20 protein-coding genes are annotated in these 24,745 nt (G+C 44.1%); 7 read left to right on the top strand and 13 right to left on the bottom strand.

Going from position 1 to position 24,745, the window contains the following annotated elements:
- Nucleotides 1-90: 90 nt before the first annotated feature.
- Complete coding sequence (locus CES81_RS08635; protein ID WP_089121433.1) at nucleotides 91-1,035, bottom strand: amidohydrolase family protein; 945 nt, start codon at nucleotides 1,033-1,035, stop codon at nucleotides 91-93.
- A gap of 13 nt (nucleotides 1,036-1,048) precedes the next feature.
- On the bottom strand, nucleotides 1,049-1,237 hold the full coding sequence (locus CES81_RS08630) for a hypothetical protein (RefSeq protein WP_225356372.1): 189 nt from the start codon (nucleotides 1,235-1,237) through the stop codon (nucleotides 1,049-1,051).
- Between the two features lie 335 nt (nucleotides 1,238-1,572).
- Here CES81_RS08630 and CES81_RS08625 point away from each other — a divergent pair, with 335 nt between their 5' ends.
- From CES81_RS08625 to pepI, 3 genes are all read left to right on the top strand, one after another.
- Nucleotides 1,573-2,121: a TetR/AcrR family transcriptional regulator gene (locus CES81_RS08625; protein ID WP_089121432.1), complete on the top strand. Its 549-nt coding sequence runs from the start codon at nucleotides 1,573-1,575 to the stop codon at nucleotides 2,119-2,121.
- 95 nt (nucleotides 2,122-2,216) lie between these two features.
- Nucleotides 2,217-2,744, top strand: coding sequence for a GNAT family N-acetyltransferase (locus tag CES81_RS08620; RefSeq protein ID WP_089121431.1), 528 nt, complete (start codon nucleotides 2,217-2,219; stop codon nucleotides 2,742-2,744).
- A gap of 427 nt (nucleotides 2,745-3,171) precedes the next feature.
- Nucleotides 3,172-4,050: a proline iminopeptidase gene (gene pepI / locus CES81_RS08615; RefSeq protein ID WP_089121430.1), complete on the top strand. Its 879-nt coding sequence runs from the start codon at nucleotides 3,172-3,174 to the stop codon at nucleotides 4,048-4,050.
- Between the two features lie 747 nt (nucleotides 4,051-4,797).
- Here pepI and CES81_RS08610 read toward each other — a convergent pair.
- From CES81_RS08610 to CES81_RS08590, 5 genes are all read right to left on the bottom strand, one after another.
- On the bottom strand, nucleotides 4,798-5,403 hold the full coding sequence (locus CES81_RS08610) for a sugar O-acetyltransferase (protein WP_089121429.1): 606 nt from the start codon (nucleotides 5,401-5,403) through the stop codon (nucleotides 4,798-4,800).
- A 162-nt stretch (nucleotides 5,404-5,565) separates the two neighbouring features.
- Complete coding sequence (locus CES81_RS08605; protein ID WP_089121428.1) at nucleotides 5,566-6,765, bottom strand: aminotransferase-like domain-containing protein; 1,200 nt, start codon at nucleotides 6,763-6,765, stop codon at nucleotides 5,566-5,568.
- Nucleotides 6,766-6,995: 230 nt separating this feature from the next.
- The gene (locus tag CES81_RS08600; protein ID WP_439951290.1) at nucleotides 6,996-8,381 is read right to left on the bottom strand and encodes an amino acid permease; all 1,386 of its coding nucleotides are present in this window, start codon (nucleotides 8,379-8,381) and stop codon (nucleotides 6,996-6,998) included.
- A 345-nt stretch (nucleotides 8,382-8,726) separates the two neighbouring features.
- Nucleotides 8,727-9,590 (bottom strand): SDR family oxidoreductase, encoded by an 864-nt coding sequence (locus CES81_RS08595; RefSeq protein WP_089121426.1) that lies wholly within the window; start codon nucleotides 9,588-9,590, stop codon nucleotides 8,727-8,729.
- Nucleotides 9,583-10,002: a MarR family winged helix-turn-helix transcriptional regulator gene (locus CES81_RS08590; protein ID WP_089121425.1), complete on the bottom strand. Its 420-nt coding sequence runs from the start codon at nucleotides 10,000-10,002 to the stop codon at nucleotides 9,583-9,585. Before CES81_RS08590 ends, CES81_RS08595 begins: the two co-directional genes overlap by 8 nt.
- Before the next feature lie 175 nt (nucleotides 10,003-10,177).
- On the opposite strand from CES81_RS08590, the gene CES81_RS08585 reads away from it, so the two are divergent.
- Complete coding sequence (locus CES81_RS08585; protein ID WP_089121424.1) at nucleotides 10,178-10,993, top strand: glycerophosphodiester phosphodiesterase; 816 nt, start codon at nucleotides 10,178-10,180, stop codon at nucleotides 10,991-10,993.
- 84 nt (nucleotides 10,994-11,077) lie between these two features.
- Nucleotides 11,078-12,535, top strand: coding sequence for a peptide MFS transporter (locus CES81_RS08580; protein WP_089121423.1), 1,458 nt, complete (start codon nucleotides 11,078-11,080; stop codon nucleotides 12,533-12,535).
- 129 nt (nucleotides 12,536-12,664) lie between these two features.
- On the opposite strand, the gene CES81_RS08575 is transcribed toward CES81_RS08580, so the two are convergent.
- Nucleotides 12,665-13,201, bottom strand: a complete 537-nt coding sequence (locus tag CES81_RS08575; protein ID WP_089121422.1) for a DUF1697 domain-containing protein — start codon at nucleotides 13,199-13,201, stop codon at nucleotides 12,665-12,667.
- 78 nt (nucleotides 13,202-13,279) lie between these two features.
- Entirely contained in the window at nucleotides 13,280-13,759 is a 480-nt protein-coding gene (locus CES81_RS08570; RefSeq protein WP_089121421.1) for a GNAT family N-acetyltransferase, read from the bottom strand.
- 881 nt (nucleotides 13,760-14,640) lie between these two features.
- Here CES81_RS08570 and CES81_RS08565 point away from each other — a divergent pair.
- A complete protein-coding gene (locus tag CES81_RS08565; RefSeq protein ID WP_089121420.1) occupies nucleotides 14,641-18,969 on the top strand; it encodes a mucin-binding protein in 4,329 nt (1,442 codons plus the stop codon).
- Between the two features lie 287 nt (nucleotides 18,970-19,256).
- Here the strand turns inward: CES81_RS08565 and CES81_RS08560 are convergent, their stop codons facing one another.
- Nucleotides 19,257-20,108: an alpha/beta hydrolase gene (locus CES81_RS08560; RefSeq protein ID WP_089121419.1), complete on the bottom strand. Its 852-nt coding sequence runs from the start codon at nucleotides 20,106-20,108 to the stop codon at nucleotides 19,257-19,259.
- A gap of 163 nt (nucleotides 20,109-20,271) precedes the next feature.
- Here CES81_RS08560 and CES81_RS08555 point away from each other — a divergent pair, with 163 nt between their 5' ends.
- Complete coding sequence (locus tag CES81_RS08555) at nucleotides 20,272-20,646, top strand: hypothetical protein (protein WP_089121418.1); 375 nt, start codon at nucleotides 20,272-20,274, stop codon at nucleotides 20,644-20,646.
- A 200-nt stretch (nucleotides 20,647-20,846) separates the two neighbouring features.
- On the opposite strand, the gene CES81_RS08550 is transcribed toward CES81_RS08555, so the two are convergent.
- The 3 genes from CES81_RS08550 to CES81_RS08540 are packed head-to-tail and all read right to left on the bottom strand — an operon-like array spanning nucleotide 20,847 to nucleotide 24,052.
- A complete protein-coding gene (locus CES81_RS08550; protein WP_089121417.1) occupies nucleotides 20,847-21,869 on the bottom strand; it encodes a LacI family DNA-binding transcriptional regulator in 1,023 nt (340 codons plus the stop codon).
- 54 nt (nucleotides 21,870-21,923) lie between these two features.
- Entirely contained in the window at nucleotides 21,924-22,838 is a 915-nt protein-coding gene (locus tag CES81_RS08545) for a proline iminopeptidase-family hydrolase (RefSeq protein ID WP_089121416.1), read from the bottom strand.
- 20 nt (nucleotides 22,839-22,858) lie between these two features.
- Nucleotides 22,859-24,052 (bottom strand): NupC/NupG family nucleoside CNT transporter, encoded by a 1,194-nt coding sequence (locus tag CES81_RS08540; protein WP_180949764.1) that lies wholly within the window; start codon nucleotides 24,050-24,052, stop codon nucleotides 22,859-22,861.
- Between the last annotated feature and the right edge of the window lie 693 nt (nucleotides 24,053-24,745).

The following is a 24,745-nucleotide window of genomic DNA, read 5'->3' as shown; positions in this document are numbered from 1 at the left end:
AAGCCAAAAAAACAAGCACCCAGTCAAAAACCGACCGGCCACTTGTTTTTTCGTCTTATACTCTGGGGCATAAACGCCCTTTTTCACGCTCTACTTCTTTAACAACTCTTCCCCATTCTTCATGAAAATCCGTTGCTTCAAAGCATCTGATAACAAGCCTGTCGTTTCAAGCTGATTTGATAAATTCAAGACCGCTGGTGTTGGCGTATACGGTGTATCTGACGCATACAGCAACTTGTTTGAATCAATTAATTCTAGCAGTGCTGGCAGCTGTTGCGGCAATACCATGCCGGCAACGTCAAAGTACTGGTTGCTCAAAACACTCATGATATCTACTTGATCATTGGTCAAATCATGGTTCAATGACTGCGCCAAGTTTTGTACCCGGCTCGCTACCAATGGTAATACGGCACCAGCATGAGGGATGATGAAACGAATGTTTGGATAACGGGTAAAGATCCCGTTTTGCAGCATGTTTAAGACTGTCCGAGTCGTATCGAAGAAGAATTCTACGATTGGTGCCGGAATCTGACTTGTTACAGTTGGGTCTTCCACACCTGGTGCGTTCGGGTGCAAGGCAACCAGTGCGTGGTTGTCATCCAAAGTCTGCATGATTGGGTCTAAGCGCTTGTCACCAAGGTAAATACCGCGGGAGTTGGTTGGTAAAGTGAAACCGGTCGCATCGTCAGCATAGGCAGACTTGATGGCTTTTTGACTGGCATCAACGTAAGGCAGCGGCAGTGAAGCAAAGAAGCCGATCTTATCCTTGTAGTTTTGGTGCTGCTTTGCGGCGTATTCGTTAACTTCCTGAGCTAATTCAATGGTGCTTGATTCTTCACCAGTGTTGATATGTGGTGAAGAGATGGAAATAATGGAGTAGTCAATATTCACTTGGTCCATGATCGAAAGCGTCGTGTCGATAGAGTATTCAGGAGTTGGCACCCCGTCACCCATGTCGTTAAACTGGTCCTTTAAATACTTCTTGTAGCCGGGTGATAGGTAGTGTGCGTGAAAATCAATTTTGTGATAAGTCATTAAAATTTACCTCCTATAATAAAACTGCTTCGAGTGTCGTTGCGAAACCTTCTGGCTTTTGAGCATAGCCCAAGTGACCGCCAGGGATGTCATAACTCGGAATGTTCCAGTAGTTTGACCGCAAGGCATTAACATCTTGCGGATATGAACCAACGGAATCAGTCCCGTTCAGCAAATGGATCCGGTCACTGTACTTTGCCAATTGATCAATATCGATCTTACAGCTGGCTTATTCATCATTTTAGCATCTAATCCGCCAAAGCGCATGAATGGACCGAACCTCTTCATGGCCGCACCCTGGAAGATGTTACCAGTACCATTGGCACCCGGAATCAAAATGAAGACTGGCCGTTACCTTTGACATTGTCATCTAACGTTGGCACCCTTTTGGTTCAATGTTGTCATACTAAAGACTCTTTTTTGTGATCTAAGCTTGCTGATTAACAATATTTGGGTTAAACTCATGTCATGAGTTTTAAGCCGTAATTGCATTATAAACTCATACCATGAGTTTTACAAGTGAGGAGAGTAAAAAAATTGAAACGTGGACAATTATCCCGTGAAATCATTTTAGAAAAAGGGCTGGCAGTTGCCAGTGAATCAGGTCTAAACGGTATTACTTATAACGGGTTGGCCAGAGAAATCGGGATTCGGCCCCAATCAATGTACCGTTACTTAGATGATATTGCTGCCGTGAAGAGCGGCATTGTGGCACTATACATGCAAAAATTGGTGGCTTACTTGCAACAGCAAGTGAGTGATCTCACCGGTAAAACAGCCCTTCGTCAGCTAGCGGTCTCGTTTATTCAGTTTGCGCAATCAGGGATGCCCTTTACTGACATGGTGTGGGGAATTTCCCATTATAATAATGAAGCCTCAGTAACAGAAGCAGTGATTCAGTTACGGCAGCTAACACAACGACTCATTGCCACTGTGAGTCAGGATGAAACTCAAGTAGCGGCAAATACCGCCCTTTTTCTTGAGTTTGTCATTGGTCACTTAGCACTCATTACCGCAAGAAGGGAACCTAAACTCGACCAAACCATTTTTAATCAGAACATTGACCGAATTATTAACCAATTTTAGTCAGCCGAACGACTTGATATTAATGCGGAACGTATCGTAAAATGAAGATAGTGATTTTATACACAATATTGGGCAAAGGTTTGGTGAGTCTAATCATGGCAGATTCAATCATTCAGTTAACAGTGGCTGATACAGCGAAACTGCAGGCAATCAGTCAGGAAACGTTCAAGGATACGTTCGGCGGGTACAATACCGATGACGACATGGACTGGTACCTCAACAACGAGTTGAGCACAAAGCGGCTTCGCTCACAATTGAAAAACACGAATTCATTTTTTTACTTTTTAAAAAGGGATAACCAGGTCGTGGGTTATTTAAAGTTGAATATAAACGACGCGCAGTCTAATGATCAGGGCGGTGACGCACTGGAAATCGAACGCCTCTACGTTCGACCAGATTATAAACGGATGGGCTATGGCCGTCAGCTAATGGATTATGCAATTAAACGGGCCTACCAGCTGGATAAAGACGCGGTCTGGTTAAGCGTGTGGGAATATAATCACGCGGCACAAAAGTTCTATGAGGCGATGGGCTTCACTCAGTTTGGCGATTACCTGTTTACGTTGGGTGGTGCCCGGCAGCGGGATGTGTTGATGAGAAAAGAGCTTAAAATAAGAGTGTGAAAAAGGGCGTCAATACCCCAGAGTATAAAGGACCCAAGGGAAGTATCAGTTGTTTTTTGACTGGTACTTTTCTTGGGTTCTTTATACGGCCGGGGTATGCCCTTTTTTGCACGTTTCAAATAAGAGTGTGAAAACAGACGCTTAGAGACTGGAGAGTAAGGTACTTTGGGTGGAAATTCCGAACTTAGGATTTTTACCGGAAGTGCCTTACTCGCAAGTCTCTGTCTGTTACAGCACGTTTCCGCTATGTAAATTCAGTGAACCAGGAAGTATCAGTTGTTTTTTGACTGGTACTTCTCTTTTATTTCTGAAACAGTTAGAAATTTACACATTTCCGCTAAATAAACCCGCCACGCCATTGATCCCCTCCCCTCGCGAAGTAGTACAATCAATGATGACACTAAATCATAAAGGGGATTGATCAGAAATGAAAATTCAAGAAGGTTACATGCCGTTTCACGGCTACAAAACCTACTACCGTATCGTGGGCGAAAAGACACCAGGCAAAGCACCGCTACTATTGATTCACGGTGGCCCCGGTTCGTCTCACAACTACTTTGAATTACTGGACGATTACGCTGAAACCGGCCGCCAACTGATTATGTATGATCAAGTCGGCTGCGGGAAGTCCTCATTGCCCGAAGACGAAAGCGTCTACGTCAAGGAAACTTGGGCTGAAGAACTAATTGCCTTAAGAAAATATCTGCATCTCGACCAGATTCATATGTTAGGCCAATCATGGGGTGGCATGCTGGAAATGCTGTACCTGACTCAATATGACCAGACTGGGGTAAAGAGTGTCATGATCGACGGCTCCCCTGCTTCAATCAAACTTTGGACGCAGGAACAGCACCGGCTGATCTCTTACCTCAGTTATGAAGACCGTGAAGCCATCGCCGAAGCCGAGCGCACTGGTAATTTTACCGGTCCTAAGTACCTAGCCGCTAACGACCGCTACATGGAACGTTACTGCTGGGATGACCCTGACGAAAATTCACCGGAACCATTACGGCGGGAAACTAATGGCAAACGGGCCAGTTTAATTGCTGAAGGCCCCAACGAATTTACCGAAAACGGCACCATCAGTGATTACGATGTCACTGATGATCTGCATAAAATTCACGTTCCCGTTTTAGTCACAAATGGGACCGACGATCTATGCACGCCGTTAATTGCTAAGTCCGTCTACGACCATATTCCAGGTGCTAAGTGGCATTTGTTTGCCAACAGCCGTCACCTCGCTTTGCTGGATCAGCACGATGAATTTATTAAAGTACTGGACAGCTGGCTGAAAGAAAACGATTAAAACAGTGCGTGAAGCAACTCGTTTAGATACCAGAATGTAAGTGAGTTAAAGGGGGTAGTCCTGAGCTTGGAACTATCCCCTTTAACTTACTTACACGTCAAAGATCGCTTTTTTGTTAAATGAGCCCATACAAAAAGCTCCGAACTGGGGAGGTTCGAAGCTCTTTGTCGCCATAATCAATACTGACATGATCATCCGTATACGGGAACTAATTGGTTATCTATTATGGGGGAAATAACACTTAGTTTATTAAAATTTACAGGGAGAAGTTTATTTTATCCCGTCAGGATTTGTAGCGATCAGCTTTCTCAATTACAGTGGATCTTTAAAAAAAGATACAGAACCGTCAGACAGTTGAGATACAAATATTGCAGACAAGTCAATATCATCAACTTGCAGTCCCACTAAGAACCGCTAATGTCTACAGAATGATCGTACTGTCGTAACGGTCGCTCGGTAGCTTGATATCAAATCAAGTCGCCGAACACCCATCACACTAATGCTTTGGATAACATTAGTTTACCACGTTTATCCCGAAATTTAAATTTAATTATGCTACTTTTCAGCAAAATTCTTGATTTTTTTAAGTAAATATGATTGAACACTAAAAAGTGCTTGATTCAGTCTAACAGAAAAGATGTGTCATAAGTCTCTATTGATAACCCACAACTAAATTTCTTGATTAAAACACAGTTTAAGATTTACTTTCGTTCACGCCTTTAATGTAGCCTTAACCCCCTCCATAACTCAGATTCCGGCCGAAAAGTCCTGCCCATTAAAACCTGTCCGGTCCGCTGCCGTAATTTCTCGCAGCACGTGGCAGGGATTACCAACCGCGATCACGTTACTTGGAATGTCGCTGGTCACCACACTGCCGGCACCAATGATCACGTTGCTGCCAATACTGACCCCAGGCAAAACTGTGACGTTCGCTGCCAGCCAAACATCATCGCCGATAGTGATTGGCCGGGCAGTGCAGCCACCAGTCCGCCGTTCCACGGGATCAAACAGGTGGTTGCTGGTATACAGTCCCACCTTAGGACCAAAAAGAACGTGTGCCCCAATCGTAATGGGTGCCCCATCCAGCATGACACAATCATAATTTGCGTAAAAATGGTCGCCAACGTTAATATTTCGGCCAAATTCACACCGGAAGTTTGGTTCGACAAAGGGTGCCTCGCCAGCGTGCCCAATCAACTGCGTAAATAACGCATTCCGCTGTTCCGGATCATTTATGGTGTTGAGCCGTTGCGTCATTGTCGTAGCGTTTTCCCGGACTTTCATTAACTTTGGATCAAGATCATCATACGGATGTCCGGTTGCCATATAAGCAAACTTTTCTTCTAAATTCATTGTCAAATTCTCCTAAAAGTGGCTTAAAAGCCAGTCGTTTTGTCGCTAAGTCCATTATATCAGCAAACCGCCTTAACAAAAATTCCGTCATGATTTCAGAAAGTATCACAAAGATACTGGCCGAATCATAACGGAATTGATTATCTAACTCTCTTTCATTTACTATTTGGGTGCTGTGACTGACATGACTTCATCAAGTGCCGCAGCTAACTGCTTAACACCATCAACAATACCCTCTTCGGGTGTGTTGGAATAGTTCATTCTAAACGTCCCCGGTTCAGGCTGATTACCATAGAACGGATCGCCAGGAACTACGGCCACGTTTCGTTTCATCGCCGCGTCAAACAACTGCTGGGAGCTCTTAACGCCGGGTACCATGACCCATAAGAACATCCCGCCTTGCGGATTACTGTGCTGAACACCAGCTGGGAAGTACTTATCGATGGCGGACATCATCAACTGTTCGCGCTTGTGATACAGTGCCGTGATGCGCTTGATATGATCGTTGATATCGTTATCAGTAAAGTACTGGGCACAAACGTACTGGGAAAAACTGTCCGTGTGTAAGTCAGCAGACTGTTTCATCATCGTATACTTTTTAAGTAATTTAGGTTCAGCCACTACCCAGCCGATCCGTAACCCGGGTGCGAAGACCTTTGACATCGTTCCCATGTAGATGACGTGGCCGGTCTTATCTAAGGACCGTAATGAAGGCAAATTCTCGCCTTCCCAACGAATAGCACCATAAGGGTTATCTTCGAGCACCATGACGTCGTACTTGTCGGCTAAGGCAACTAATTTTTTGCGCCGTTCCAAAGTCATCGTTCGTCCAGTCGGGTTTTGGAACGTTGGTACCGTATAGATCAGACGGGTATCAGGATTGTTTTTTAACGCCTCTTCCAGCGAATCCATCCTCATGCCGTCTTCATCCATATCGACACCAACAAAGTGCGCACCATATGAACGGAAAACGTCAACCGCCGTTAAATAAGTGGGGTCTTCAACGATAACGGCACTGCCCTCATCAAGAAACATTTTGGCGGTTAAATCGATTGATTGCTGTGAACCGGTGGCAATCATCACATTATCGGCAGTCGTATGTATACCTTCAACTTCCAGTCGCTTTAAAACCACGTTTCGCAGTTCCGGAACACCTTGTGCGGAACTGTACTGCAACGCAGCCGGACCCTTTTCGGCTAAGACTTTATCGGCAGCAGCTTTTACCTGTTCTACCGGGAATAATTCTGGTGCGGGTAAGCCGCCGGCAAATGAGGTCACTTTAGGATCAGCAGCAGCCTTTAAGATATCGCCAACGGGATCGTTATCGGTCTTAGGAACACGGTTAGAAAATTGATATGTCATAAAAAACACTCCTCTATATGTAAGATTACTAATAACTAATATGTTAACCACTACACATGTAATGATTTAGGTAACATTATATCACAAAAATTAGAGTATGATTAGGGAATTAATAAAGTTACCACTATCTTTGCATAACTGCTGTTCAGTCCGCATTATCACGGGTTTTTGAGTAAAATAAAAAGTGATGCCGGTTTTAACGCACCACTTTATGATTAAATAGCTAATTTTTAATCTAAACGCCCTTTACGGTGCCGTACAAGATAGAACAGCGTCGCCACAATCAGGACAGCAGCCCCAACGATAACGGAAATTCTTGTATCTGGGTTAACAAACATGAACCCAACGATAATCAACAGCATGACGATCGCAAAATAGTCTGATAACGGATATAACGGCAACTTGAACGGATGGTCCTTCATCACCGCAGCGTTATTCTTCCGGAAGCGCAGTTCAGCTAACAAGATCACGAACCACGGAATCATACCTGGCAGGACAGATGAACTGAAGACCACCACGAACAGGTTCGAAGTTGACTTATTGTAGGCGGAAAAGACGATATCAAGGATAAAACCTAGTAGAATACCGCTTGAAATACCCAAGATCGAAGCGCTGGGAACGACCCGTTTTGACAAGTGGCCAAAGATCTTTGGTGCATCACTTTCATGAGCCAGCTTAAACAGCATCCGGCTGGAGGAATAAATTCCCGAGTTCGCACTGGATAAGGCCGCCGTCAATACCACGAAGTTGATCACAGACGCCGCCGAAGTAATCCCCACCTTAGCGAAAGTCGAGACAAATGGTGAACCAATTGCGCTCAAATGATTCCACGGATAAATGGTAACGATCACAAAAATCGCACCCACGTAGAAGATCAGAATTCGGAACAAGACCGACTTCACGGACTTAACGATCGCCTTTTGCGGATTAGCAACTTCACCAGCCGTAATCCCCAAAAGTTCGATCCCTTCATACGAACCAACGATGATCGACATTGAGAAGAAAAAGCCCTTAACGCCACCGGTGAAGAAGCCACCGTGAGACCAGAGATTACTGAATCCTACTGGATGGCCGCCGTTACCAAAACCGAAGAAGATCACCAGAAAACCAAGGACGATCATAAAGATGATCGTAATGACTTTAATCATGGCAAACCAGAATTCCAGCGACCCATAAGCTTTGGCACTGGCAAGGTTAGCAAGTACCAAAAAACCGATAATGATCACCCCAACCCAGAAGGTATTAATGTGAGGCCACCAGTACTGCAGATACTGGGTCGCAGCCACCACTTCGGACATGCCCACAACGATGTATTCAAAGACGTTCGCCCACTTGGCCAAATAGCCGGCTAAGGGGTGCACGTATTCCGTCGCGTAATCCGCGAAGGAACCCGTCCCGGGATTAACGTAAATCATTTCTCCCAGTGCCCGCATCACAATATACAAAATCAAACCAACAAACATATACGCTAACAATACGGAAGGGCCGGTCCACTTGATTGTTGAAGTGGAACCCATAAATAGACCCACACCGATTGCGCCACCCAAGGAAATCATTTCCATTTGCCCCGCCGTCATTGAACGACGTAAAGCAGGTGACTTTTTTACTTTTCGCATCATGAATAATTGCCTCTCCAACTTAGCAAAATTATTGATTCATTTAATTTGGTTCTCCAACCAATCAGTTATGGTAGAAATCAGCCAAAATTAAATCACACCAATAGCCTATTCGAGCATTAAACCCGAACGAAAAATGAGAAAACACCAAATAATGTCATTTACCCTTAATATCTTAGCACCAAAGAATGACTAAAAAAAGCAAGTTTGAGTAATTATTCGATTGTGAGCGCTATCATTGCAACAACAACGTTAATGACGCCCACAAGCGTCTTTTTACCGTTAGCTTTATCAGATAAAACCGGGATCATCAGTCTGAAAAAACTGCCTAATCCCGGCTTTAGTTTACTTTAGATTCAAAAACAGCTGTCTATTATCCCGCACAAATTCAGCAAAACTAGTTGCCGGTCGGTGCAAAACCTTTTCTACGGTATGATTAACCGTCTTGGCGTTTCCAAGTTGGGTAATGAGGTAGAGCATGACCATCACATTAACAAAGCCTTTTTTAATACCCCGTTGAATCATGGTATGCCGAAATTTTAACAGACTTGGTTTACTGTACGTGATTTGGACACCCAACTCTTTAGTCATAATCCCAGCGGCTTGCTGGTAAGTAATCGCTTCAGGGCCGGTAATTTCTAGCGCCTGGCCAAGATACTTTGGATCTTGCATGACTGCCACGGCAACCGCCGCTATGTCTCTGGTATCAATAAAGCTGGTTTTAGAACGGCCAGCAGGCACGAATAAATCGTGATTTTGCTGGATATCCTGCAAGTGCGTGCTGGTCAAATTCTGCATGAAAAAACTGGGCCGAATAAAGGTGTGCGGCAGCCCCATCTCAGTGATCATCCGTTCAATCTTACGGTGCGGAACCATCGGATTCTTTTCCACGCCAATTAAGGAAATAAAGACGACTTGGTCAATGCCATGGTTTCTGACCGCCGTCAAAAAAGGCTTCATGTCCCGTTCCGGTTTGGCTAGCTCCGGCGGTCTTACGAAAAACACTTTATTGATTCCCTTTAAAGCGGGCTCAAAAGTGCTGACATCCAAAAAATCAAAGTGGCGGGTTTCAACACCCAGTTGTTTCATCTTAGCTGATTCAGCGTGATAAACACCCGCGACAACGGCCACGTCATCGCTTGCTGCCAACTGTTTAACAATTGGCCAGCCAATATTGCCGGTGCTTCCTAAAACCAAAATTTTATCCAACGTGATGACCTTCTTCTAATTTAATCAATAAACGGACCAGGGTTTCTTGTTCCTCCTGATCCAACGGGGCAGCAAACTGTGACATTTGAACGTTAGCAATTCGTTTGCAATGATCAAATACCTTTTCACCACTGGCCGTTAGCGCCAACGTTCTTGCCCGGCGATCCTCGGCGGACGTTTGAATCGTGACGAGTTCTTTGGTTTCTAAGCGTTTAACAACTCCTGAAATGGTGGCCCGATCCATGCCGACCTCATCGGCGACCTGCGCTGACGTCATCGGCACCTGGGCCAGCTCCAGTTGGGCGATCACTGCCCACTGAGCGCTGGTGACCCCCGCCTTTTTCAGCGCATCATTAAGCTGATACCGCAACTCCTTAGCAACATCCATGATCAGATAACCAAAATTATTCATTGTGCCACCCCTTTCACTTAGTTAGTGCACTAACTATATCGGGTTAGGGATTTAAAGTCAAAGTTAATGCGTCACTGAACGTATTTTTCCTGATTTTCCATGTAAATTTTACTTGGAAGCACCCCGCCCACTGTGGTTTAATAGGATTATTGTGCTTTTAAATAGGAGAGATGAAGTGAAAATCAAAGGACCATTATTATTCGGCATCACCGTACTCGGTTTTACGGGCGCGACTATGGGACATATCCCCACTGCTCACGCCTTATCCGTTCGTCAATATAACGTTAACCATCCGTTAATCATCAGTCACCGCGGCAGCCCGCTGAAGTTTCCTGAACACAGCTACGCCGGCTATAACTACGCCATCAAACATGGCAGTCACTTCATTGAACAAGACGTTGTCCTCTCAAAGGATAAGCAGTTGATCGATTCCCATGACAATAATCTCAAACGAACGCTCGGCCGAAACGTCAACATCACTTCGTCAAATTACCGCAAGCTAAAACGGTACAAATTTAAAAACGGCGAACACCTGCACACGTTACCCGCGCTGTTTAAGAAGTATGGCAAATCCACCAATTACGTGGTGGAATCCAAGAAGTCTACGGCGGGGAATTGGGTGTTGGAGAATAAAATGGTGGCTGCAATTAAGCACTACCACGTGGCTGACCACGTGATTCTCCAATCGTTTAATCAAAAAAGTTTAGCCTACCTGCACCGCCGATTACCCCACGCACCCACAATGCTGTTGCTGACGGGCGACGACTCCAAAGATATTTTTCAAATCGCAAACGAAGTCCCGAAGTACGTCAGCTTCACCTCGGTGTACACCAACGCCATGAAGCCCGGACAAATTGAAGCCATTCACGCAACGGGCAAGAAGGCGATTGCCTATACGATCGATAATCGGGCACAGGTCAGGCAGGCAAAAAAGGCAAAAGTTGATGGCATCTTCACCGACGATTCGTACTTTACTGAAAAACTATTTTAATGCTGCTGCTTGAGACGGCTAAACATTCCCATTGATTATGTTATACTTTAAAGTTCGCAAAAATAATCATGGGAGGATTGAAAATTGGCTAAGCAGACCAGTCACACCAAAAATCAGGCGCCAGCATTCAAACTGATGGCTACCGGTGCGTTAGGAAACGGCTTTGCAACCTATGCCGTCAGTGCCATCATGATTTTATACCTCTACGAACCGCTGCGCGCTGGCGGTCTGGGGTTGGATCGCATCACCGCCGCGCAAATCATGGCCGTCTTCTCCTCGCTGGGGTACTTTGCCGGAATCGCTGGCAGTTACGCGGCGGACCGGTTGGTTGGCCTGCGTAAGCCCTACCTGTACGGAACTTTACTGAACATCATTGCCATTTCACTGCTGGTTATCCCCCATGGCGGTCTCACCCTGTTCTTTATTAGTTTGGCCCTGCAGATCATTGCTTCAGGAATTACCGGTCAGAGTCTTTATACCTTAGTAGGGCTGATTTACCGCCAAAATAGCGGTATGCGGAACACGGCTTTTATCGTTGTTTACATTATGAACAATATCGGTGCCGCCGGTCCAGTCGTCACTGGGGCAGTATCCCTAAAGTTTGGTTATAACATGGGCTTTTTAGTGGCAGTTATCGGCCAGCTTTTAACCACCCTGCCCTATCTTTTCCTGAATCACCGCTATTTCGGTACGCTGGGTACGCTGCCGCCTGATCCTATGAGCGCCGAGGAAAAACGGCGGTTAACTAAACGCGTGCTAATGGGAACCGCGGTGATCGGCGGTTTCACTATCGGCCTGATTTGGCTAGGATGGCTCACCGCCAAGCGTTTTAATAACGCTGTCGGCGTCCTCGGCATTATTTTACCCGTCCTTTATCTGATCAAGGTTATTCGCAGCCCCAAGGTCACTCATCGGGAAGCCGGTCATTTAAAAGTGTACGGCCTTTTTCTGATCGGCGTCAGCATCAGCATGCTGATCAGCGGTCAAACAGAAGGCATCCTGCCAATTTACATACTTGATCACGTCAACTTAAGCCTCTGGGGAACCCACCTTTCCGCGGCCAGTTTTCAGACGGTGCCCGCAATTTTAGCCGTTCTCTTTGGCAGTCTTACCAGCAAATTTTGGCAGAAACTGGGCCAGCGCCAACCTAGCCCCTGTCTAAAGTTCGGTATTGGCCTGTTATTTTGGGGCGCGGCACCGCTGTTTATGATTCTGCCACTAAGTTTATTCCCGACAAACGTTAAAGTATCGCCGCTCTGGATCCTCGTGTTCTTCATCTTGATGGTTGCTGGCGAAACCCTGGTCTCGCCAGTGAGCCGGGCCATAGCCAGTGCCATTGCGCCCAAAGCATATACGACTCAAATGATGACGATCTTCACCCTGTTTCAAGCAGCCGGTTCGGGGATGGCCGCCGTCGCCGCAAACTTCTACACGAAGGGCCACGAAGCTGCCTACTTCTTAATCCTCGGTATCATTCCCATTGTGTGGGGGACCATCATGTTGGTCAATCATCACCGGATCACCCGCGCGCTCACTAAATAAGCAATAGTATCTTCCGCCAATCGTATCGTTAAGCTCAGCTTTCGGTTCATTAACGCCAAAAATACCTGTCCCGACAAATTGTCTGAACAGGTATTTTTGAGTTAACTGCTAAAATTTACCAGCTATCACTTATTTAAGCCGCTCTCCAATCAGCTTTGCCAATTTCAGCGTGGTGTTCCGGTTACGAATCGAAACAACAGCATAAAAGGGCGCCGATAGTAGTTTCGAGAAAAACGAACGGGCGTAATTCACCTTTAGCGGTGCCCGCCAGAAAACAACGTGAGGTGTACACAACACTTCATCAAAGGTCGACTTCTTATTTTCAATCAGCTGATCGTACTCATCGCGATACCCTGGCAGTTTAAATAACGCATTATACCGGTGGCCATCCGCTGTTTGCCACCATTCCGGCGCCGCGTTCACCTCTGCCAAATAATCCGGTGCGGCAATTACCGTATGATTAATTTTAAAGTCATAATGGCTCGTAAGAAGCTGAGCCACCATTGCTTTGGCATCACCTTCGTAATTAAACAAGACATTACCGCTATTAATGTAACTCGTCACTTCGCTAGCGCCGGCTTCAGTGATCTGGGTTCGCAAATCAGCCATGATGACTCGCCGTTTGCCGCCAACGTTGATGCCCCTCATTAATAAGACGTATTCCACGTGGCACCCACCCCGCTTCTTCTTAAATTCAGTATCGGTATCACGCTATGGAGTCCCTTTGACACGACTGCAAATTTCCTATTTAAGGTCCTTAAGATACCAAGCGTTGCAGGCCGCGTGAGATGGCTCGTGCCCTAACGGTTTATCAAGCTGCTTAAAGCCGACGTGCTGATAAAGTCCCCGTGCTGCCTTGTAGTTCTGAAACGTTTCGATATAAAACTTTTTATACCCGTATTTTCTAGCCGCCTTCTCTGCCATAATTTCTAACTGATGGCCGATGTGGTGGCCGCGGGCTGCCGGAGACAAGTAGAGTTTTTGAAATTCGGCAGTTTCGGGGTAGGTAAACGGTCCCAGCCCGGCACCGCCTACTAGTTCGCCATCAACCTCTGCGACCCAGTACTTAGCCCGATCCTGGTGAGCGTAATGTTCCGCCAGATGATCCAAGACGGTATCGTAATACGGCGAGCCAGGTACGTTATTACCATATTCACTGATGGCGCCTTGGATGATCGCCTTTAAAGGCTGATTATCCTTTTTCTCAATGGGACGAATATTCATTATGTATTACCCTCTTACACATTAATTTGCTGATTTTAAAGACCTTTTTGCTCAAAGAACCGAAAAAAATAAAAAAAGTTTTTTTCGCTGAATAAATCTCATTATAGCTTTATTGTCATTTTTTTAAAGCGCTTTTTTTATCATTAAGCGGAGATGAGAGCATTCGTTAATATTGGTATAGTTTATGTTTAACATCTTATTGTTTACAATTACCAAACAAAAACCAATTTATACCCTAACTAGCGTTTAGCAGTCATGTAAGCGGATAAAAATAGTCCATGCCGATATCAGTGACAACTTGAAAAACTAAGCTTCTCGATAATAGCTTAGTTATAGGCTTCTGTACATTTATACGTCGTTTCTCTTCAAAAATAATGGTATTTAATTAAGTGCTGGCAAGAATAATCATGTCATATTTTATCAATTAATTTAAGAAGAACTTTTGATTTGTCAAATATTCTTAGGCATATCCGAATTTTGCCCGGAAAAAGTGGTATACTCTGTTCTGGGGACGAAGAGCAGTCCCAAGAGAGAGAGCCATAGGAAGTAGAAAAAAGTTTAACGAGGCTATGAATAAGACGTGCTATTTAATAATAGTACGTCTTTTTTTAGTGCCTACATTTTCGTTATTTGAACATACCAACGAATATGAAACACGGTGTAACGAAAACGGAAATCTGCTTTATATTTTGCAGTATGACCTATATGCAACAAGACGTTACACAATGGCAAAACTATCTCTTCCTTGATAAAATCAAGTGAAATTAATTGATAATCGTCAGCTTTCCTTCTATTATTGCACTACCAATTGGGTATCAACGTTGACGCCCCACCTTGTATGTCTGTTTGATAGTGGCCTTAAGAAAAAGAGATGAGTGATTATGAATCAAAAAACAACGCGTCGGCATGGTCAAATGCAGCGCAATATAATCGATAGGAAGGTCTGGTTTAAATTATATAAAGCAGGAACTAAATGGCTAGTTGCTGGCATCACCGCCAGTACTTTAGGATTAACAATGGTAACCGTGCAAGCTTTCGCTGACACCAATGCAGAGACTGTTTCAACGGCAGTAGATCAAACTGAAGCACCAACTACAGCCTCCCAGCCGAAAGCTTCATCTACGACAACTACGACCGCTTCGACTGCCGAAATATCAGCAGCCTCGAACCAGAATGTACCAGCGAAGTCTTCTCAACCGAAAACTGCTGCAACAACGGATCAGACGGCTCCACGTTCTGAAGCCGCACCTGATGCCAATACAAACTCTGTTGCTGCAACTTCATCCCGTGTTGCTTCACCAACTAACACTAACGTCACAAACGCAGTCAAGCCGAGCACGCCTGCTGTGGCTGTCAGTTCACCATCAGTAACCCCGACGGCGACTGAAAGGCCAACGACTACTCCAGCACCGGTAACGCCAATCCCCAAAGCGGCCGCAGTTTCAAACCCGCCCTACGTAGTAAATCCCAAGGCAATTGATATCACTAATTTAGGCGGCAAAAATTCCGCTAACTACAACTCAGTATTACTCGAGGAAAGTACTACGCCAATTACCACGTCAGATGGTCAGCACGTTTTCGTATTAAAAACTGAAAATGCAACTGACGCGGAAATCGCCTCAATGCAGCAGACGATTGCGAATAACAATGGCTTTAACCCCACTTATAACATTACCGCCACTAACACTCGCCTGATCAATGGCCAGTTGACTTTAACTAGGAATTCAGTGATTACGGCTTCAATACCGTTACAAAGTGTGCAGTATGCCCCAAATACGTCACCCTTATCCCTACAAATTCGAATTTATGCTGTACTAAAAGACGGAATGACTGAACAAATTGATAACAATACGTTGAATTCTTTGATCTTAACATCGCGCAACGTTACCGGGATTAATTATGTGCCAAATAGTTTAACACATCCGAGCAATGGCCATTTTGATATTGAGGTCCCCTTACCACTTCCTCGAAAAGATACGGTATCGCAGAACCTAGAAGAGGCTGTTAATTCAGCCTCCAACCCCGATTTTAAGTTCGAAGATATCACCGGCTTTGCAGTTAATTTGTCTTATGACGCGATGTATTCGTACAACGATGAACCCTTTGTCGATTCTTCAACGACTGACGGCTCACCGCGTTCAATGAGTAACTATTTAACTAACGTTTATCAGTTCACTACCCTGCAGCTAACGCCCACCGTTGAGAATCGCAATGACGTCATAAACGGTACCGGCACAATGGTCGGCGACAATATTACTGTTCAGACCCCAGATGGTTCAAAAACCGTCACGACCACGGTCAACGCGAATGGTAACTGGTCCGTGGATGGTCACCTTTTTAATGATGACGACACGGTAGTGATTGTTGAAACCAACAATTTTGGTGACACACCAGGCGCCGTCGTTGCGCCGCAAAAAGCCGTTGCCACACGTACGGTCAGCTACGTCGATCCCCAAGATCAAGAATTAGCAGACAGTTTCGTCCAGACCCTTAACGTCAGTCGGACTGGTACGGGGACTTACGCTAACGGCACAATGTCCAACATCACCTATAGTAACTGGACCGCCGACAACCAGTTCGCGGCAAGCAATAACCCCGTTATCAGCGGTTACGTCACAGCTAATCGAATCGTACCGGCAGCCCAATTCGATCCAATCACGTTAAATGCTGGAGTGGCCGTTTACTACGACCCGGTTGGTAGTTATCGCCTGACCGGCAATCCGCAAGTACCAGCACCGATCCCTTATCCTAACGCCTTAACCGATAGCACTAAAGTTGACGTTACTGCTGTCACGCTGCCTTATCTGCCTGGATACGTAGCAGTTACGGGCAACACGCCGCTGACCCTAAGAGATCCCGCAAATCCAGTAACCGGCTACCTGGCACCGCAACCCGTGGATCCGCTGCAGGACACCCAGATCATTTACCAAGCGCAATCGCAGTCAGCCGAAGTTCATTACCGAGATATTACTGACGCAAGCCAGCCGCAATCCTTAAGCGTCATCTCGCTTACGGGGCCGTCCGACAGTGTCAGTCCTTACTCGCCGGCAGCAACCATTGCCAGCTACGAAAATAAGGGCTACAAGTTTATCTCCAGCACCTATCCAACAAGCGGGCTGATTTTCGACAGCGATACCAATACAACGCAGGTATATACCGTTGATTTCACCCGTGGGACCGCGGTCATTACCCCACAAGCTCCCGGAAAACCAGGTGAACCAGTGGATCCCGCTAACCCGGGCAGTGTGAAATGGCCGGCGGGTACTGATTATGTCGCTAACTTAACCCAAACCGTTAACCGGACCATTACGTATTTAAATGAAAATGGCAATATGATTGCCCCAACCCACTCTGATCAAATCAGCTTCAGCAGTTATGCCACCGTTGATCTCGTAACGGGTACCATCACGCCTTCAAATCGTTGGACGCTGACCTCTACCAATCCTGACGGCAGCGCTGATACCACCTTTGCCGCCGTGAAGAACCCAGTGATCATGGGTTACTACACGACCGCTTCACAAGTTCCGGAGATAGCTGGCTTAACTCATACTTCAGAGGACGTCGCGGTATCGGTGACCTACCTTAAACTCAGTCAGTGGGTACCGAATGATTCTGAGATACCAGCCGTTGATTACCCAAACGATCCAGATAATGCCAGCAGTCTTCTTCCGTTAAATGATCCGGCTTCACCGGTGATCCCCTACGTTCCCGGCATGACACCAACTGGCCCGGATGGCGAGGTATTGCAGCCAAAGAACCCAACTGATATCACCCAAGGCTTCATTCCGCCAGTGCCGCAAAATCTCGGTCAGCCAACACTCATCAATTACATTGGCAACCCGCAGCAAGCCAGAGTGATTTATCAGGATATTCAGGTTCCCGATGCACCGCTTATTATTGGAACGCCAATCATCCTCGCTGGTAAATCGGGTGAAACGAGTTCCTATCAAACTGCCGACCGTATCGCTGAACTGATCAATCAGGGCTATCTGCTGCAAAATGATGGCTATCCAAGCAACGGGATGGTCTTCGATTCGATTGACGGCAATGTCCAAGACTTCATCGTCACCTTCACCCATGCCACTGCAACCATTACGCCCGAAAAACCGGGTAAACCCGGCGAAAGCATTAACCCTGGTCAACCGGGACCCAAGTGGCCAGCCGGTTCCGATGACGTGACTGCTCTAAGAAGGACCGTTACGGAGACGATCAATTACGTTAATCTCTCAGGCGACCCAGTTGCACAGCAGCATCGAGATCAAGTCAGCTTTACCCGCGATGCCACGGTTGATCTGGTGACTGGTGCGGTAACCCCAAGTTCAACGTGGTCAGCGGTCAACAATGATACGACCTTTGATCTGGTAACCAGTCCGGTGGTAAGCGGCTACTTTACCAGTCGGCCACTGATTCCGGCGGTAACCGGCTTAACGTCAGATAGTCAAAACGTGTCTGAACAAGCGGTTTATCAGCAATTGGGCCATTGGATCATGACTGAATCAACCATCAACCCAATCCAGTATCCAAACGATCCCGCAAATCCGGCTGGTATTTTGGCCGTCACTGATCCAAAAGCGCCGGTAATACCATACGTATCTGGCAAATTGCCGCAAGGGCCGGACGGCAGCACTTTGACACTGAAGAATCTCGCAGTCGCGGCTGAAGGCTACCTGCCGCCAGTACCAATCGATCTTACAGCCGACACCATTATTACTTACGTTAATGATGGCAGCGGCACGCCTAACCCTGGCGGAAGCACCCCCGGCGGTACTGTACCAACGCCTAATCCAGGCGGAAGCTCTACAGAAACACCTCCGGTTGGCAACGTTCCGGGAACAACGCCAAGTACGGAACCGCCTCAAAATAAACCTGGCACTGGCGGACCAGCAAACCAGCCGCCACAAATTGAACCGCCAATCACACCGGTAAAGCAGCCTAAACGTGGACCGGTAAGTAATCCTCAGGTTAAACAAGGGCCACTAACTCCCCCTCAAATCAAGCAAGACGGTCCGATCACTGTTTCTTCAATAAAAGCGGGTCAAGCTCTCACTACCGCACAAGCAAAGCAGCCGGTTCCCACCAAGTCGGATACTCAGCAAAGCCTGCCTCAAACCAACGAGTCAGCTACCATTTGGGCTCAAATTGGGGTCATCTTTCTCGGTATTCTAGCTTGGCTGGGTTTCAGAAACAAGCGCCGTCCCGGGGATGAATAGTCAGAACTATTCATGGGAATCAGCTTGAATAAGCGGTAAAATAACCTTACATGAGGTATTTATCGTGGAAAAATTTTTAGAAGGCATGGACTGTCTTGGAAGCTGCATAAGTAGTTGTTTTGCCTCGATTGTGGCATTGATCATTGCTGGTACCATTCTGTGGTTCTGCGTGGCAATCATCATCAGTGTCGCAACTCACTAGCAAAATGCCATTCAAGTCCAAAAGGGGCTCGCATCGTCTTAACTAAAACGGTGTGAGTCCTTTTACGGTGCTTTTAGTTTTAAATTTAATCCAAATGATCCTTTAAAAATCTAAGCATGATCTTGATGACTTCAGGCTGCAGGAAAGCATCGTCTAAATGCCCGGCTCCTGCCAGTTCATACAGGTCAGCTGTCATCTGATGAGCAACCAGATCATCATAAAACTCTTCGTCATCTTGCAGTGGTGCCACATCGTCAGCCGTCCCGTGCAGCAGCAGGAAGGAAACGTCCTGCCCCTTGATAAAGCAACGCGGATTGGCTTGGGCGACTAAATCGGGATGCGTTTCGGGTTCACCATTCAATAATTTACCGTAAATATAATCCAAATCATCCGTATTAGAACGCTGCTTGGCCGTCAGTGGACTGACAATACCACACCAGGGAATTGCCACTTTGACGTCACTATTTTGATATAAGTATTGCCCCGTTTCGTATGTCTTCATGCCGTTGGTTAAGGCAACCATGCTGGCTAAGTGCCCACCGGCCGACTCACCCATTACCGCCACTCGGTGAGGGTCAATTCCATACCGCGCAGCGTGGGCCTTAATATACCGAATTGCCGCTTTGGCATCTTCTAGCTGTGCCGGCCAATGTGCTTGATCACTGTTACGATATTCAACGCTCACCACGGCATAACCAGCACGCACAAAATCGACTAGATTAGGCAGGCGACCATTATAATCAACGGTTATCCACCCGCCGCCGCAAAACCAAAAAATGACTGGTAATGGTTGAGACTGGCTTTCAAAGGGGCGAAGAACCGACAAATGTAACGGTAACGTTGTGTGCCCTCCTTGGTCAGGTACCCGAGCATAGATAATATTCGTGTCTTGCCAAATTGCCGGCCGTTTGGCAGCAATCGTTAGTCTTTTTTTCATTTAAAATGACCACCCCAACTGAGATTTTGATGCCAGCTTTAGTTTAGCATGACCGCTGAACGTTTAAAGCCGCTTTTCAGCTAAAACTGGTCGCCGGATTAACATTTTGTTTACTTATAAGACTAGAGGTGTAAAATTATAGCAAATCATTAGGAGGTGCACTATGGATAAACGGATTATTGCTGTATTAACCTTAAGTACCGCACTAGTTGGCGGTGTTGTTTCAACTTCAAGTCACCCGGCAGCTGCCTCGTCAAAGTGGCACACCGGCATGCCAAAAGCTTTACGCGGCTACTGGCACACCAAATCTAACACCTTATCGATCAGTAGCAAGCACGTTTACGTACTCCCGCGGCATTCCGGAGCATCCGCTAGCAAAGTAAAGAAAGTGCAGTACAAATATCTTGGAAAACACACCTATACTTACAAGCAATATTGGAAGTCGGGCGGCTCCTACTCAAACAAAATAACGCTCAGTAAAAGCGGCCACTCCCTGAAATTTGGCGGGATCAAGACTTCATTTACGCGGGGACGTTAAAACACCTTAATTTTGAAGCTACTAACCAAGTAACGATTAGACTAATAGGCTAATGCTTGTAAACTGTATTTTAAACTCTCTACCAATTAGGATTCTAAAAATTTATATTTAAATATATACAAAAAGTTCTCAGAAATCGACTATTCGTTTCTGAGAACTTTTGTTTACCTTTATTGAGAATTGGTTATTTAACAGCTCGATTATTCATCGGCCAATATTTTACGCTGCGCAGATTCTCGTTCAACCAATCTTATTGGCAGCGTTCTTCTCATTATCGAATTATCTTGCATAGCATTCAACAAGCGGGTCACTGCTTGATTTCCAAGTTCGACTATATCTTGTTCAATAGAAGTAATGGTAGGCTGAAATATCTCATTAAAGATTGTATTATCATAACCGATGATTGAATAATAGTCCGTAATTTTTTTGTGTTGCTCATTAAAGAACTCAATTGCGCCATAAAGCATCAAATCACTGGTAGAAAATATGGCCGTAATATTAGCGTCCTGTTGAATTTTTTGGACTACTTTTATACCACTTTTAATATCATACTGTCCGTGAAAAACAAGATGCGGGTTGTATGGCAAGCCGTATTCTTTTAAAGCTTTTACATAACCGGCTAATCGGCCATCAGCATTAACATAACCAGGATCTCCAGTAATGATTGCTATATTCCTATTCCCTTTTTGAAGCAAATACTGTGTAGCCAAATAGCCTCCAAGCACATTGTCAAAATTAACTTGATTAACCGCTAAATTACAATTGGCATTAACCAAGACAAATGGGACATTAATTTCCGATAAAAATGAATTGGTAACGCTTTCACCTTGTCGATACAAATCATTTGAAGGCACCAACAATAGACCATCAATTCCCTTATTAATTGCCATATTAACCAATTTATCTTCCAATTCATGGTCGTCATTAGAATTTAAAATAAGTGTGAAATATCCTTTTTCAACCAATTTATTAGTAATGACATTAATCAACGAAGCAAAAAAGGGATTCGTTATATTAGGAACAATTAATGCAATTGTATTAGAAACACTTTTTGCCAAGGAAACTGCAGAAACATTCGGCACATAATGATACTTTTTAGCTAACTGCTTAATCTCTTGCTTTTTTTCCTTAGAAATTCTGGATTCCCGATCGTTTAAGACCAGAGAAACGGTAGTCATTGATACCCCTGCCATACGAGCTATATCTTTCATTGAAATTTTCATCAGTATCGCACCTTGGCTTCTATCTTAGTTGCGATAATTATACCAAATATAAATCTAATTAGAACCATTTATAAATGATGAAACATCAGCTATAACTTCGTTGTGATTTGTAATGTGATAAATATGAGCACCACCTGGATATCTAATTTCTTTAACAAAGCCAGTAATTTTTGAAAAGTTTTTAGTTGCTTCAATTCCAGCTTCATCGTGCTCTCCGGCAATAACTAAAGTCGGCGTCGTAATATTGTGGAGCCGATCTTCGGCATCCCAATTAGCCAGATTTCCTGAATTCACAATCGGTTCAGCACGACCCCACATATAATCATAAGTCGTCCCATCATTATTCATTTCCTGAGCTGAATGTTTTAAATAATCCGGCTTTTCAGCTTCCGGTATATTTTCACAAAATTTCAAAGTATATAGATCAATCGCCTCATCGAGGAGCTGTCTATCAACGCTCGCTCCGTCACTTAATAGTTTAAAAGCTTGAATGTATTTTTCCGGGAGTTCATTGATTAATCGCTTACCCGTTGCTTCCCATCGTTTCATAGCTGATGGACAAGAAGATAAAATCAGTTTTTCAATTTGATCGTCATGTTTAATAGCATACTCAGTTGCTAATATGCCTCCCCATGAATGGCCTAACAGAACAATTTGATCAATTTTAAGGTGCTTAATCAGCAGCTCCAACTGTTCAACGAATGGTTGCACTTGCCAAAAAGACTTCGGCTTATGCACTAAGTGAGATGATCTACCACAACCAACCTGATCATAATGGATAACCGATCTTCCCGTAACTGTTAAATCTGTATAAGGCAGCATATAGTCATGGCCTGCACCAGGGCCACCATGCAACACAATAATAGGTGCTTTGTCATGTAGTGCAGCTGGATTTGTAATCCTATACCATGTTCGATACTCATCCGTGAAAAAATCACTGATCAGAACTTCATTTTTATCTTTATCCATGATTTATTCTCCTTATAGAATCAAATAAAGATTCCAACTACGGTTGCAGACAAACAACTAACCAAAAATGAACCTAATAATAGTTTTAAGAGATTATTACTTAGGACAGAAGCCATTTCTTTATTTAAAGTGGAAACAACAGCTACAATCATCCCAACAGAAGCAAAATTAGAAAACGAAATCAAAAAGACAGAGATGATTCCTAATGATTTTGTACTAATCGTTGAACTAATTTTAGTTAAATCAGTCATTGCTACGAATTCATTCGTCAGCAACTTAGTCATCATAATGCCACCAACTTTTGTAGCATCTGCCCAATCGACCCCCATAAGATAAGCTAACGGAGAAATCGCAATTCCCAACCAATTTTGTAATGAGTTTCCCGTTAACCAACTTGAAATACCGTTCAACAAGGCAATTAAAGAAATGAATGCTAGGAGCATTGGAATAATACTTAAAACAACATTGAAACCATCTTGTGTATACTCCAGTAAAGTGTCAAAAAAGCCCTTTTTTTCTTCGTCCGTTTGTTTAACTTTAAGATCAAACTCACCGGGCGTATACGGATTAATTAAGGTCGTTATAATAAAGACCCCTATCATATTAAGGAAAATCCCAATAATGACAAATTTAGGTGGGACCATTTTCATGTACGCGCCAATAACGGTTAAATCAACAGTAGATAACGTCATAGCCCCAATCGTGTACATCGTTCTTTTATCGAGTTTATATAAAATATCCTTTAAAGAAACATAAACGGGAGTCATTCCTAATATCAACGAGCTTACTGCGGTATACGACTCAACTTCGCCTAAATGTAATAATTTATTAAACAATAATCCGAAAATTCTAATGATAAACTGTAAAATTCCAAAATATTTTAGAATTCCAATCAAAGAACAAATAAAGACCATTGGCAACAAGCCTTGGAAAAGAAAGGCCTGCAAAGTTCCAGATTTAGCTACTGGTTCTTTAAACACAAACTCAATTCCCACAGCGGCGTATTTCATAAGCTGAACAAAACCCGCCGCAATGGTTTTGAGAATTATAGTTCCAAACGTAGTATGAAGCAGAACAAAACAGACTAGTAACTCTAAAATAAATAAAAAACCTACTTTTTTTAGATATTTAGGCACTGTTTTTCTATCAAAGCTAAAGAGCCAACAAATTGCAAAAATAATGAGTATCGCTACAATTGGTCGAATAAAAACCATCATGAACCTCCAATTCTTTTACAAAACTAGAGCCTTAACATTTCTTTTTAGATAAAGCGCTTTATCTAAAAAGGAGTCTACCATACCAATTTGCTTTTTAAAAGTATTGTTTTGCATATTTAATTGATATATTAGTTTTGTCTTAAATAAAACACTTATAAATCAACATTCTTTATTTTCGAGGATTTTAAACGTCAGCTTTTTTCACTTCAGTAAAATGTATACCAATTATTAAAAAACTATATTGACAGACCTCTCCGTTTACATATATTTTCTAAAAAATAAACTTAATGGTTAATTCGCCACAATAGTCGTAAAGTAATTTAGCCCCAAACATATCAAGTATAAAAAGCAAAAAGATTATAAATCAGTTTTTTGTTCAAATTATAGAACCTGATAGTAGTTGTAGTATCTCAATAGCTGTCGCCCTCACTATCTTTATCATTACCCAAGTAACAGCTTTCTACTTTCTTGATTTCCCTGAAAGAATGGCTCTAATTTGAACACTATCTTAGCCAAGAAGATACTAATAATCTGCACGGTAATTATGATTACGAAATTTTATCAGTATTATCATTTCTTAAAAATCATTCTTAACATTTTTCGAAAAATTCCAATAATTTATTTTTAATCATGAACTAGTATATAAATACACCTTATAATTAATATAATTTTAGTTATTATAATAAATTT

This window comes from Secundilactobacillus pentosiphilus (assembly GCF_002217985.1).
GTDB lineage: Bacteria > Bacillota > Bacilli > Lactobacillales > Lactobacillaceae > Secundilactobacillus > Secundilactobacillus pentosiphilus.
Note: the sequence above shows the minus strand (reverse complement) of the source record. Positions and strands in the feature narration are given on the sequence as shown.